Origin of the sequence: Citrobacter sp. Cf132 (genome assembly GCF_030333885.1) — a bacterium.
GTDB classification, from domain to species: domain Bacteria; phylum Pseudomonadota; class Gammaproteobacteria; order Enterobacterales; family Enterobacteriaceae; genus Citrobacter; species Citrobacter freundii.
Genome location: NZ_JAOWFA010000051.1, coordinates 1 through 13,340 on the forward strand (window position 1 = coordinate 1; position 13,340 = coordinate 13,340).

The 13,340-nt window shown below is 51.8% G+C and carries 10 protein-coding genes and 1 other RNA gene; 5 read left to right on the forward strand and 6 right to left on the reverse strand.

Annotated features, from left to right (window positions below):
• Positions 1-7: 7 nt before the first annotated feature.
• Together OGV85_RS08755 and OGV85_RS08760 are read right to left on the reverse strand one after the other, a co-directional pair.
• The gene (locus OGV85_RS08755) at positions 8-1,159 is read right to left on the reverse strand and encodes an IS30-like element IS30 family transposase (protein WP_001254932.1); all 1,152 of its coding nucleotides are present in this window, start codon (positions 1,157-1,159) and stop codon (positions 8-10) included.
• Positions 1,160-1,482: 323 nt separating this feature from the next.
• Entirely contained in the window at positions 1,483-2,361 is an 879-nt protein-coding gene (locus tag OGV85_RS08760) for a LysR family transcriptional regulator (protein WP_286553426.1), read from the reverse strand.
• Between the two features lie 122 nt (positions 2,362-2,483).
• Here OGV85_RS08760 and OGV85_RS08765 point away from each other — a divergent pair, with 122 nt between their 5' ends.
• Positions 2,484-3,335 (forward strand): Vmh family MBL fold metallo-hydrolase, encoded by an 852-nt coding sequence (locus OGV85_RS08765; RefSeq protein ID WP_061548467.1) that lies wholly within the window; start codon positions 2,484-2,486, stop codon positions 3,333-3,335.
• Positions 3,336-3,401: 66 nt separating this feature from the next.
• Here the strand turns inward: OGV85_RS08765 and OGV85_RS08770 are convergent, their stop codons facing one another.
• The 3 genes from OGV85_RS08770 to ydiJ form a co-directional block, all read right to left on the reverse strand.
• Positions 3,402-3,590 carry a YdiH family protein gene (locus tag OGV85_RS08770; protein ID WP_003030540.1) on the reverse strand — a complete coding sequence of 63 codons (189 nt, stop codon included), beginning with the start codon at positions 3,588-3,590 and terminating at the stop codon, positions 3,402-3,404.
• A 77-nt stretch (positions 3,591-3,667) separates the two neighbouring features.
• Entirely contained in the window at positions 3,668-4,078 is a 411-nt protein-coding gene (gene menI, locus OGV85_RS08775; protein ID WP_003030541.1) for a 1,4-dihydroxy-2-naphthoyl-CoA hydrolase, read from the reverse strand.
• Positions 4,075-7,131, reverse strand: coding sequence for a D-2-hydroxyglutarate dehydrogenase YdiJ (gene ydiJ / locus OGV85_RS08780; protein ID WP_057064632.1), 3,057 nt, complete (start codon positions 7,129-7,131; stop codon positions 4,075-4,077). The genes menI and ydiJ overlap by 4 nt, the downstream gene beginning before the upstream one ends.
• A 213-nt stretch (positions 7,132-7,344) precedes the next feature.
• On the opposite strand from ydiJ, the gene ydiK reads away from it, so the two are divergent.
• From ydiK to aroD, 3 genes are all read left to right on the forward strand, one after another.
• Positions 7,345-8,454 (forward strand): AI-2E family transporter YdiK, encoded by a 1,110-nt coding sequence (gene ydiK, locus OGV85_RS08785; protein WP_003030544.1) that lies wholly within the window; start codon positions 7,345-7,347, stop codon positions 8,452-8,454.
• Between the two features lie 184 nt (positions 8,455-8,638).
• An RNA gene (gene rprA, locus OGV85_RS08790) (antisense sRNA RprA) lies at positions 8,639-8,746 on the forward strand.
• A gap of 165 nt (positions 8,747-8,911) precedes the next feature.
• Positions 8,912-9,670: a type I 3-dehydroquinate dehydratase gene (gene aroD, locus OGV85_RS08795; RefSeq protein ID WP_048219016.1), complete on the forward strand. Its 759-nt coding sequence runs from the start codon at positions 8,912-8,914 to the stop codon at positions 9,668-9,670.
• 109 nt (positions 9,671-9,779) lie between these two features.
• On the opposite strand, the gene ppsA is transcribed toward aroD, so the two are convergent.
• A complete protein-coding gene (gene ppsA, locus OGV85_RS08800) occupies positions 9,780-12,158 on the reverse strand; it encodes a phosphoenolpyruvate synthase (RefSeq protein WP_003030548.1) in 2,379 nt (792 codons plus the stop codon).
• Positions 12,159-12,485: 327 nt separating this feature from the next.
• Here ppsA and ppsR point away from each other — a divergent pair, with 327 nt between their 5' ends.
• Positions 12,486-13,319: a posphoenolpyruvate synthetase regulatory kinase/phosphorylase PpsR gene (gene ppsR, locus OGV85_RS08805; protein ID WP_003030553.1), complete on the forward strand. Its 834-nt coding sequence runs from the start codon at positions 12,486-12,488 to the stop codon at positions 13,317-13,319.
• The last annotated feature ends 21 nt before the right edge of the window (positions 13,320-13,340 follow it).

The following is a 13,340-nucleotide window of genomic DNA, read 5'->3' on the forward strand; positions in this document are numbered from 1 at the left end:
TGTAGATTCAATCTGTCAATGCAACACCCCTTTCAATTATCTCTTTCGGTGTTTTGAACTTCAGTGTCTTTCTCGGTCTGTTGTTTAGCTGAGCAGCAACCAGATCTAGTTCATGTTGAGTATATTGGGCAAGACATGTCTTTTTAGGAAAGTACTGCCGAATTAGCCCATTTGTGTTCTCATTTGTTCCCCGCTGCCAAGGACTCTGAGGATCGCAGAAGTAAACTTTAACGCCGGTGCTGACAGTAAATTCTAGATGTCTGGCCAGTTCCATTCCTCTGTCCCATGTCAGTGATTTTCTGAGTTCTGACGGTAAACTCAGGAATTTGTCGGTAAGAGCCTGATTTACTGAGACAGAATCTTTGCCCCTGAGTCTAAGGATGATCGTATAACGTGATTTTCGGTCTACAAGTGTGGCTATATGAGAGTTTTTTGTACCTGAGACTAAATCGCCCTCCCAATGCCCCAGAGAGCGTCTGTTATCGATATTTCGGGAACGTTCGTGAATTGGTGTTCCGTTCACTATGTTAATCGTACCTCTTTCGCCTTTGCGGGTATGACGCCTGCCATGGCGAAGGCTATGCGACCGTCGCAGATGCTGTATATTCAGGTGGTGTAGCGCTTCACGGCTACGAAAGTACAGCGTTTTATAAATTGTCTCAGGTGATATTCGCAGCGTTTTTTGACGTGGTTTTGTTCGCCTTAACCATCCTGATATTTGCTCTGGAGACCATTTCATCTCCAGCTTTTCCAGAACAAGCTTTCGCAATGGTAAATTTTGATCCAGTAAGCACGGTTTTGGCCTTTTCGCCATTCTGTTGGCTCGGTTATTAGCATCAACAGCTTTGTAATAGCGTCTGCCCCGATTACGCTGAACTTCACGTGAGATCGTCGAAGGACTGCGATTCAGCGCAGTAGCTATCGCACGAATGCTCATTTTGGCTGACAAACCAGCTCGTATCTCCTCGCGCTCAGACAGTGTCAGGTGAGCTACAGCCCGCTTACGCTCATGGGGTTTTATGCCGCCAGTATCCCTTAACATAGTGAAGATCGTTCCGGGTTTTGAACCCAGGATATTCGCTATTTCACTGAAGCCTGTTCCGTTCTTCCATAGTTCAAAAACAGAGGCTTTTTCCTCTGCTGTAAATGTTCGTCTCATTCAAAAAACCTCCGCAACCCCATGTTTTCACATAACTGTTGCGTTGACCAATTGAATCTACAACCGCTATTTTTAGACAACTCCGTTCTGCAGACGCGCAACAAGTACGTACAATCCCGCAGCGGCGACATATAAAGACAACAAAAAACCCTTAAGTCTGCTTGCTGGCAGGCTTAAGGGTTCCGGCCCCATCCGGCGCTTATCTCCGGCACTCACGATGGCTTAGCTCTTGAAGGGGCGATAAGAAGAATCTCATACACCGATAAGTTTTTTTTAACACAACTTGCGGTTTGACTATTTTGTGAGCACGTTTAGCTACCTTTTTAGCATTGCGCCGCCCCACTAAGCGCATCCAGCAGCAAACGTAGCCCCGCAGGCTGATGCTCCCGAGAAAGGTATAAACCATAAATTGGCAAGCATTTAGGTTGAAGTTCTGGCAGTAATCGAATTAACGCTCCCTGCGCCAGCCCTTCCTGCGCCTCCAGCTCTGGCACCAACGCGATCCCCATTCCTGCCACCGCCGACTCGCAGGGCAGCGAAGAGATCCCTGCACTTAAATTCCCTTTGATTGCAACCGAGACAGACTGCCCCTGGGCATCCAAAAAGTGCCAGGATTGTCCGGCAAAACCGCTGTAGTACAGGCAATTGTGCCGAGTGAGATCGTCGACTGTCTCAGGCGTGCCATGTTGATGCAGATAATCTGCGGACGCGCAAAGTACCGATTTACAGTCGCCCAACCGGCGGGCGATGGTCCCAGGCTCGGGATTATCCGTTATGCGGATCGCCACATCGATGCGTTCCCCCACAAGGCTTACCGGTTGATTATTGATCTCCACCTCAATACGTAATTGCGGATATTGCTCCATAAACGCCGGCAGAACCGGAGCAAGAATATGCATGGCGGTAAAATGGGCGCAGGCCACACGTAGCGTGCCGGAGGGAATTTGCGCGCCACTGGCGGCACCAATATCCAGCGAAAGTTGCGCCAGAGAACGCGTTTTCAGTAATGCCTCTTCACCCGCTGGCGTGATCGTCAAGCGACGCGATGAGCGATGGATAAGCCTTGCGCCTGCCCATTTTTCCATCTCGTCGAGGTAACGACTGACCATCGGACGGGAAAGCCCCAATGCACGTGCAGCGGCGCTCAGACTGCCCAAATCACAGATATGGTTAAATACCGTTGCCGCCATCACTCTGTCCATTGCATCCCATCCGATCGTTTTATGAAACTCAGCATGTCCTAATGAGGGAATTCTAACAGATACGAATATGCTTAAAATACGGGAACTATCAAAAGACAATTCCCTGCATAAGGTTACCTGGTATGAAAGTTAAATCTCTGGCCCTGCTGTTACCTCTGTTTGCGTCTTCAGCTTTCGCCGCACCGCTACAGCTGGACGTCTATAATCCGCAGGAGAAGGGTATTTTCCCGGTCTCTTCGACGCTGGTGTCTGGTCCCAAAGAGGCGATTCTGTTTGACGCCCAGTTCAGCACCAAAGATGGCGAACAGCTGGTGCAGATGATTCGCGCCAGCGGTAAAACGCTGAAGGCTATCGTGATCACTTCCGGCGATCCGGATTTCTATTTCGGTCTGCAACCCATCGTCAACGCTTTCCCACAGGTAAAAGTTCTGGCAACACCGCAGGTGGTAGACCATATCCGCGCCACCAAAGAGGCCAAGCTGCAGTTCTGGGGCCCGCAAATGAAGGACGGCGCGCCAACATCGCTCACCGTTCCGCAGGCGACGACGCAAACGCAGTTCACGGTTGATGGCGAACCGCTAGAACTGCGTCACTCCAACGATTATGCAGCGTATATCTGGATCCCGGCGAATCGGGCCATTATTGGCGGCACAGGCGTGGCTTCAGGTATTCACGTCTGGACGGCGGATACACAATCTGAAGAACAGCGTAGTGCATGGCGTAACGTACTGAGCGAAATGCAGAGCTTACAGCCCACTCAGGTGGTCCCGGGTCACTACATTGGCGAACGCCCTACTGGCGATAAAGCTATTCGCTTCACCCAGGACTATTTGCAGTCGTTTGAGCAGGCGTTAGGGGCGAAGAAAGGATCGGATTATGTGATTAAAACCATGACGGCAGCATGGCCAGGTCTGGCGGACGCAAGCTCGCTTGAACTAAGTGCGAAGGTTAACAGCGGTGAGATGAAGTGGTAATGAAGATTTAAGGCAAAAATAACCCCGAACACGTGTCGGGGTTTCGTTACGATAAGCATACCGGAATCAATGAACGCCCATGCGCCAGGCAAAATAGATCTCTTCTTTCAGTTCAGTTGAAGAGAGCGCCAACAGATCAGCAAACTCCAGCTCAAGCTGTTTCAGCCTTTTCAGGTACTGAGCCGGTGAAAGATCGGTTTTATCACGACGTAAAAATTCTATTGCCAGTTGGGCAGGGTCTAATTGGGTAGACATATCATCCTCGCTTGTGTTCAAAACCTGCACAGTATAACACCATTCCCTGTGCAGATAATGACCAAAAGCAATATGCATCACAAAATTGCGGTCGTCAGACGCGACGTACAGCACAATCGTCCCTGCTCATCGAAGATCTCTATTTGCCAAACCTGGTGACGAGAGCCGGTATGTAACGCGCGACATACGCCCCTGACGTGCCCTTCCCGCGCAGAACGGATATGGTTGGCGTTGATCTCCAGGCCCACCACTTTCTGCTCACCCTGAGTACACAAGTATCCCGCTACCGAACCAATACTTTCCGCCAGCACCACGGATGCGCCGCCGTGCAGCAACCCAAAGGGTTGTTTGGTGCGATGGTCCACCGGCATTGTAGCTTCCAGCGTATCGTCACCAATGTGCACAAAACGAATATCGAGCAACCCAACCATATTTCCTTCACCCATGGCATTGAGCGCCTCGAGTGTGACTTCACGTTTCCAGATCATCCTATAATCTCCAGCAGTGCCTGTAATGGGTGGCGAACGCCCGTACCTTCAACGCGTTTAACCTGACTGCGACAGGAGTACCCGGTAGCCAGACAACGGTTACGCGGCAATCGTTGCATTGCCTGGTGCCATGATAGCTCATAGATCCCCAATGAGTTTTGGTGATTCTTTACTTCGTGGCCGTAGGTGCCAGCCATACCACAGCATCCCACGCTGACGTTCTCCAGCTTTGCGCCAAAACGGGCAAAAATAGCCGCCCACTGCGCAGGCGCGCCTGGCAAAGCCGTCACTTCGGTACAGTGGCCAAAGAAGTACCACGGTTCACCGCCAACAGCGACTGGCTGCTGTGCTTCCACAGCTTTCGATAACCATTCGTTGGCTAGCAACACATGGAAATCACCCCGTTGTTCGCCCAGCGCCAGCTTGTATTCATCGCGATAACAAAGCACCAGCGCCGGATCAACACCCACCATCGGAATATTCAGCTTCGCTACCCGGTTAAGAAACTCGGATGTCTTTTTCGCCGTTTTGGCAAAACGGTTTAAGAAGCCTTTAATGTGCTGCGCCTTGCCGTTTGGTGAAAACGGCAGCAGTACCGGCTGCATGCCCAGCTTCTCTACCAGACGTATAAAGTCAGCAACCACCTGCGCATCGTAATAGCTGGTGAAAGGGTCCTGCACCACCAGCACCGTACGCGCTTTTTGCTCAAGGCTGAGTAATTCGAGCTGTTCCAACGTCATATTGGCGGAACGATGCCCCACCAGTTGGCGTTGCAGCGACGGTGCAGACAACAGCGGTAAATCAACCATTCCAATGTGCTTTTTAGCCAGGTTTCGCACCAGCGGCTGGTTGATGAAGAAGTTAAACGTTTTGGGCGCTCGTGCCATTAACGGCGCATAGCTCTCAACGGTCGCCACCATGTGATCGCGCAACGGGCGCAGATAACGCGTGTGGTACAGCTGGAGGAAGCGCGAACGGAACTCCGGTACATCAATTTTAATTGGACACTGTGTTGAACATGCTTTACATGCCAGACAGCCGGACATTGCCTCTTTTACTTCATGCGAGAAATCGTATTCACCCTTGCGCGCATGCCAACTGTTGCGGGTACGGGCAATCAGCGCACGTAAACTGGCGCGTTTTTCCGGTAGCTCTTTTTCCAGCTGTATTGGGTCGATCCCGCGATCCGCTAACAAACGCAGCCATTCACGCACCAACGTGGCTCGCCCTTTTGGCGAATGAATACGGTTGAGGCTGATTTTCATCGACGGACACATGGGACTTTTCGCATCGAAGTTAAAGCATAACCCGTTGCCGTTACACTCCATTGCCCCGCGCCACTCCTGGCGTACGGCCAGAGGGATCTGACGGTCATACGTTCCGCGTTTCACCGCGTCCACTTTCATCATCGGCGCATCTACGCCTTCCGGTGGACAAATTTTCCCAGGATTCAGCCGGTTTTGCGGATCAAACACCGATTTCACTTTGCGCAGTTCGCGATACAGCTCCTCGCCGAAGAACGCCGGGCTGTATTCTGCACGAAAACCTTTCCCATGCTCGCCCCACAGCAAACCGCCATATTTCGCCGTCAGCGCCACAACATCATCAGAAATGCGTTTCATCAGCACTTCCTGCTGCGGGTCACACATATCCAACGCCGGTCTGACGTGAAGCACGCCTGCGTCTACGTGACCAAACATGCCATAGCTCAGGCCATGGCTATCAAGCAGCGCACGGAACTCGGCAATATAGTCAGCCAGATGTTCCGGTGGAACACAGGTGTCCTCGGCGAACGGAATTGGCTTCGCGGCACCTTTCGCATTGCCCAGCAAACCGACGGCTTTTTTACGCATGGCGTAAATACGCTCTACGCCCGCGAGTTCAGTACACAGTTGCCAACCAATGACACCCGCTTCCTGACGGGCAATTAACCCATCCAGACGTTCACACAGCGCACTAACCTGAGCATCGATCAATGCTTCATCGTCACCCGCAAATTCGACGATATTCAGGCCCAACATCTCTTTATCAGGAACATCGGTAATCAATTCACTGACCGAGTGCCAGACAATATCTTCCCGCGCCAGATTAAGCACTTTGGAGTCGACGGTTTCTACCGACAATGCCCGCGCTTCCACCATCACCGGTGCATTACGCAACGCCGAGTCGAAAGAGTCGTACTTGACGTTAACCAGTTGTCTGACTTTTGGCAGAGGCGTGATATCCAGACGGGCTTCGGTGATAAACGCCAGCGTACCTTCAGAGCCGGTGAGAATGCGGGTTAAATCAAATTCGGTCATCTCATCGTTAAAGACGTGCCGTAGATCGTACCCGGTCAGGAAGCGATTAAGTTTCGGGAATTTATCCATGATCAGTTGTCGGTTATCGCGACAACGTTCATAAACGGTCTTATAGATGCGGCCAATGGTGGTATTGCTTTTCCCCAGCATTTCGGCAAGCTCGATCGGCATTGGCTGAGTATCAAGAATATCGCCGCCCATCAGCACCGCACGGATGCCCAACACATGATCGGAAGTTTTACCGTAAACCAACGATCCTTGCCCGGACGCATCGGTGTTGATCATCCCGCCGAGCGTTGCCCGGTTACTGGTGGATAATTCCGGGGCAAAGAAATAGCCGTAAGGCTTCAGAAACTGGTTGAGCTGATCTTTTATCACCCCGGCTTCTACCCGCACCCAACCTTCTTGCGGGTTGATTTCAATAATGCGGCTCATATAGCGGGACATATCAACAATAATGCCCTGGTTCAGCGCCTGACCGTTGGTCCCGGTGCCGCCGCCGCGCGGGGTAAAAATCAACGACGAGAAAAGCGGTTCTGCCGCCAGACGGGCGATTAGCGCCACATCTGCGGTTGAACGAGGGAAAACGACAGCATCAGGTAGCAGCTGATAAATACTGTTATCCGTCGACATTGTCAGACGATCGGCATAGCTCGTTGCCGTATCGCCCGTAAATCCTTGCTGCTCCAGCGCCTGCAAAAAGTTGAGCACCAGTTGAACGACACCTGGTGCCTGAGAAATTTGTGGAATCATTATAGTGACCCTTTCCTGCGGTCTGTGTTGTGAATTTAATCGTTTGCGTGTTGCTTTGTTTGTTGTATCACATTTTTTTCTAATACGCTCAGCAGATTTACAGGCAGAATCCGCCTGTTCAAAACCGCTGAAATTGCTCATCATTACAGGGTGTCATTTAAGTATTCACGTCGCGTCAACGTTCTGGCGCAAAGACAAAGGTGAAAAGTATTTATGGTAAATTTCCGTCAGCCCAGGGATATTGCACAAGTGCTGCTATCGGTGCTGTTTTTAGCCATCCTGATTGTGGCCTGTCTCTGGATTGTTCAGCCCTTTATCCTCGGTTTTGCCTGGGCAGGCACGATTGTCATTGCAACCTGGCCTATCCTGCTACGCTTACAAAAATTGCTCTGGGGACGCCGTTCACTTGCCGTACTGGTGATGACGCTGTTGCTGGTGCTGTTGTTCATCATCCCCATCGCGCTGCTGGTTAACAGCATCGTCGATGGCAGTGGGCCGCTGATCCATGCCGTAACCGCAGGTGATATGACGCTACCGGATCTGGCATGGTTGAACAGCATTCCACTGGTGGGTGCCAAAATGTATGGCGCATGGCACAGCTTACTGGATATGGGCGGTTCGGCGATTATGGCCAAGGTTCGTCCTTATATCGGCACCACCACCACCTGGTTCGTCGGTCAGGCCGCGCATATCGGCCGCTTTATGATGCACTGTGGCCTGATGCTGCTGTTCAGTGCCCTGTTGTACTGGCGCGGTGAACAAGTCGCATTAGGTATTCGTCACTTCGCCTGCCGTCTTGCCTCAAAACGTGGAGATGCTGCCATTCTGCTGGCAGCACAAGCCATTCGCGCCGTCGCATTAGGCGTTGTGGTCACCGCTCTGGTACAGGCAGTGCTCGGGGGTATTGGTCTGGCGGTAACCGGTGTGCCGTATGCCACACTGCTGGCGGTATTGATGATCCTGTCATGTCTGGTGCAACTGGGGCCGCTACCGGTACTGATTCCGGCCATTATCTGGCTATACTGGACGGGGGATTCAACCTGGGGCACCGTGCTGCTGGTGTGGAGCGGCGTGGTCGGAACACTGGATAACGTGATTCGACCGATGCTGATTCGCATGGGCGCCGATTTGCCACTGCTCCTGATTCTCTCCGGAGTCATCGGCGGATTGATTGCCTTCGGCATGATTGGTCTGTTTATAGGTCCAGTAGTACTGGCCGTTTCCTGGCGTCTGTTCTCCGCGTGGGTAAATGAAGCCCCTGCGCCAGGTACCAATCCGGATGAAATCCTCGAAGAAATTGCTGAAATCGAACGCAATAAGTAATCCAACATCAGGCGGCAACGCCGCCTGATTGTTTAACAATACTAATCAATCCCTCCCTCTTACGGGATTAGACCCAACGCCGTCCTTCTTTCAATACTCATTTGTGTCGCAAATTCTTTACAGTTTTTAAACTATTGAGATGAATCTGATCGACGTAAAAAAACAGTATGCCTACTATTAGCCCATGGCTTTAGATCAACACATTGATTTATAAGCATGGAAATCCCCTGAGTGAAACAACGAATTGCTGTGTGTAGTCTTTGCCCATCTCCCACGATGGGCTTTTTTTGTCCTTCGTACCATTCTAATCGCCATACTCTCCTTTCTTAACTTTCCCACCATTCAAAGGTCTGTACCAATTAAAAAAGTGGTTTCGATATCAAGCACAAAACCGTGATATTGTTGAAGGCTCAGGGGGCTGACGGACAGATATCAGCCAATATTTATAGGGTAATCAATGAAAACCGTAACTGTAAGAAATGTCGTAATTGGCAAGGGTGCGCCGAAGATCATTGTCTCACTAATGGCTAAAGACATCGCAATGGTAAAAAGTGAAGCGCTGACCTATCGCGAAGCGGATTTTGATATTCTGGAATGGCGCGTTGACCATTTTGCCGATGTCGCATCCATTGACGCAGTACTGGACGCTGCGCGCGCCATCCGCGAGATTCTGCCTGACAAGCCGTTACTTTTTACCTTCCGTACTGCGCAGGAAGGCGGCGAGCAGGCCTTACCTGCTGAAGACTATTTCGCACTAAACCGTGCAGCGATAGACTGTGGTCTGGTGGATATGATCGATCTCGAGCTATTCACTGGTGATGTGCAGGTTAAAGCAACCGTTGAGCAAGCTCACGCCAAAAACGTCCTGGTTATTATGTCGAATCATGATTTTCATAAAACGCCGGCCGCAGAGGAGATTGTTCAGCGTCTGCGTAAAATGCAGGAACTGGACGCCGATATCCCCAAAATTGCGCTGATGCCGCAATGCAAAACGGATGTGCTGACGCTGCTCAGCGCGACGCTGGAAATGCATGAACGCTATGCCGATCGTCCAATTATCACGATGTCGATGGCAAAAAACGGGGTGATTTCTCGTTTAGCTGGCGAGGTTTTTGGTTCAGCAGCCACGTTCGGTGCAGTGAAAAAAGCATCTGCTCCGGGGCAAATCGCAGTGACCGATCTGCGCACTGTACTGACAATATTGCATCAGGCTTAAGCGTGGAAGGATAGAATACCGGATGACGATGCTGCCGCATCTTATCCGGCCCACGAATGATACTCACCGTAGGCCGGATAAGGCGCTTACGCCACCATCCGGCATGATGTTACTTGTTCAGTTCAGCCAGGCTCAGCCAGGTCTGCACGACGGTATCCGGGTTCAGCGACAGGCTGTCGATCCCCTCTTCCATCAACCAGGCCGCGAAGTCTTCATGGTCAGAGGGACCCTGACCGCAGATACCCACGTATTTGCCTTGTTTCTTGGCTGCGCGAATCGCCATCGACAGCAGGGCTTTCACCGCGTCGTTACGCTCATCAAACAGTTCAGAAACCACACCAGAGTCACGATCCAGACCCAGCGCCAACTGCGTCATGTCGTTTGAGCCGATGGAGAAGCCGTCGAAGTACTCGAGGAACTGCTCGGCCAGCAAGGCGTTAGACGGGATCTCACACATCATGATGATCTTCAGTCCGTTCTCACCGCGTTTCAGCCCCTGGCGTGCCAGCTCTTCCACCACCGCTTTCGCCTGGGCAACGGTACGTACAAACGGTACCATCACTTCAACGTTAGTCAGGCCCATGTCGTTACGGACACGTTTTACTGCGTCACATTCCAGCGCGAAGCAGTCGCGGAAGCTATCGGCAACATAACGGCCCGCCCCACGGAAGCCCAGCATCGGGTTCTCTTCATGCGGCTCATAACGCTCACCGCCGACCAGGTTAGCATATTCGTTGGACTTAAAGTCAGACATACGCACGATGACGCGTTTCGGATAAAACGCCGCCCCCAGCGTCGCGATCCCTTCCGTCAGACGACCAACGTAGAATTCACGTGGAGAATCGAAACCTTTCATCATGGCGCGGATTTCATTTTGCAGCTCAGGCGTCTGGTCATCAAACTCCAGCAGTGCACGCGGGTGTACGCCAATCATGCGGTTGATGATAAATTCCAGACGCGCCAGACCGACACCTTCGTTTGGCAGGCAGGCGAAGTCGAAAGCACGGTCCGGGTTACCGACGTTCATCATCACCTTCAACGGCAGATCCGGCATGGTCTCCACGCTGGAACTCTTCACGCTAAAGTCGAGCATGTCAGCGTAAACATAACCGGTGTCGCCTTCGGCACAAGAGACAGTAACCTTCTCACCATCTTTCATACGCTCGGTCGCATCGCCACAGCCCACCACGGCTGGGATCCCCAGTTCACGGGCAATGATTGCCGCGTGACAGGTACGACCGCCACGGTTGGTGACAATCGCCGCTGCTTTCTTCATGATCGGTTCCCAGTCCGGGTCGGTCATGTCGGTAACCAGTACGTCGCCTGGTTCGATACGGTTCATTTCGCTGATGTCTTGGATGACTTTGACCGGACCCGCACCAATGCGGTGACCGATGGCACGACCTTCAGCAATAATTTTACCCTGCGCATGCAGCGTATAACGCTCCATCACCTGGCCACGAGAACGCACGGTTTCCGGGCGCGCCTGCACAATGAACAGCTTACCGGTATGACCGTCTTTCGCCCATTCGATATCCATCGGACGACCGTAGTGCTTCTCGATCTGCACCGCCTGCTTGGCCAGTTCCTGCACTTCTTCGTTAGTCAGGGAGAAAATGTCGCGTTGTTCCTGCGGCACATCTTCGATCGTTACCTGCTTACCGTGTTCCTGAGTCGGCGCGTAGATCATGCGGATTTTTTTCGAACCCATGGTGCGACGAACGATAGCCGGACGGTTAGCCGCCAGCGTCGGTTTATGCACGTAGAATTCATCCGGGTTAACGGCCCCCTGCACGACCATCTCGCCCAGGCCCCATGCAGACGTGATAAACACCACCTGATCGAAACCGGATTCGGTATCGATGGAGAACATGACGCCGGAAGACGCGAGGTCAGAACGCACCATCCGCTGCACACCCGCAGAGAGCGCTACGCCACGATGGTCATAACCCTGGTGGACACGATAAGAGATCGCACGGTCGTTAAACAGCGAGGCAAATACGTGTTTGATGGCAACCAGCACGGCATCAAATCCCTGGACGTTGAGGAAGGTTTCCTGCTGACCGGCAAATGACGCATCTGGCATATCTTCTGCGGTTGCGGAAGATCGCACAGCAAAAGAGGCATGGGCATCGTCCGCTGACAGCTGCGCGTAGGCATCGCGGACGGCATTTTCCAGCTCCGGCTGGAAAGGAGTGTCGATAATCCACTGGCGGATCTGCGCGCCGGCTTTTGCAAGCTCGGTGACATCGTCAATATCCGTTTTATCCAGCAGCTCATAAATGCGCTGGTTTACACCGCTCTGGTCCAGAAACTGGTTAAACGCGTCGGCGGTCGTTGCAAAACCATTCGGTACGGAAACACCCATACCTGAAAGGTTAGTAATCATTTCACCCAGGGAGGCATTTTTGCCCCCAACTCTGTCTACATCATTCATGCCGAGTTGGTTATACCAAAGCACCAGCGGTGACGAGCCATTGTTGGACATCGAACAATCCTTATATTTGAACGAGGTTAGGAAACTCAATTTTGCGTAATTATCTTTGCATATTTACTCCAGCGAAAAAAACGGTGAATCGTTCAAGCAACTTTATTTTTTATTTTTTCAGATTGTTTCCGCATTTGCGCAAACCCGCGAGCCACAGGGGATCTCCACAAAAACTACCGGTATAAATATTTGTTCCGAAAAATGAAATGCACTTTTCATTAATTATAAAAATACCGTTTCATTTTATAAAAAAGATGCAGCAATATTCGCTTCTGGCGAATTTTAATTTATGCTTTCAGAGAATTATGTCTGCCCAGGATGAGCAAAATGGATAATGCTGTTGATCGTCACGTATTTTATATTTCTGATGGTACGGCCATCACCGCCGAGGTCTTGGGTCACGCGGTGATGTCGCAATTCCCGGTCACGATCAGCAGCATTACGCTGCCGTTTGTGGAAAATGAGAGTCGTGCGCGCGCGGTTAAAGACCAGATTGACGCGATCTACCAACAAACTGGCGTGCGCCCTTTGGTGTTTTACTCCATCGTCCTGCCAGAAATTCGCTCAATCATTCTGCAAAGCGAGGGATTTTGTCAGGATATCGTGCAGGCATTGGTTGCTCCGCTGCAGCATGAGATGAAGCTCGACCCTACACCTATCGCCCATCGCACGCACGGTCTGAATCCCGGTAACCTCAACAAGTACGACGCGCGCATTGCCGCCATTGACTACACCCTCGCCCACGACGACGGTATTTCGTTGCGCAACCTCGATCAGGCCCAGGTGATCCTGCTCGGCGTTTCTCGTTGCGGCAAAACCCCAACCAGTTTGTATCTGGCCATGCAGTTTGGTATCCGCGCCGCCAACTACCCCTTTATTGCCGATGATATGGATAATCTGGTGCTGCCAGCGTCACTGAAGCCGTTGCAGCATAAGCTGTTCGGTCTGACTATCGACCCTGAGCGCCTGGCGGCCATCCGCGAAGAGCGCCGTGAGAACAGCCGTTACGCCTCGCTGCGACAGTGCCGAATGGAAGTTGCTGAGGTAGAAGCGCTGTACCGGAAAAACCAGATCCCCTGGCTGAACAGTACCAATTATTCGGTAGAAGAGATTGCTACCAAGATCCTCGATATCATGGGACTGAATCGCCGCATGTACTAGAATGCTAGTGCATTGGTTCGA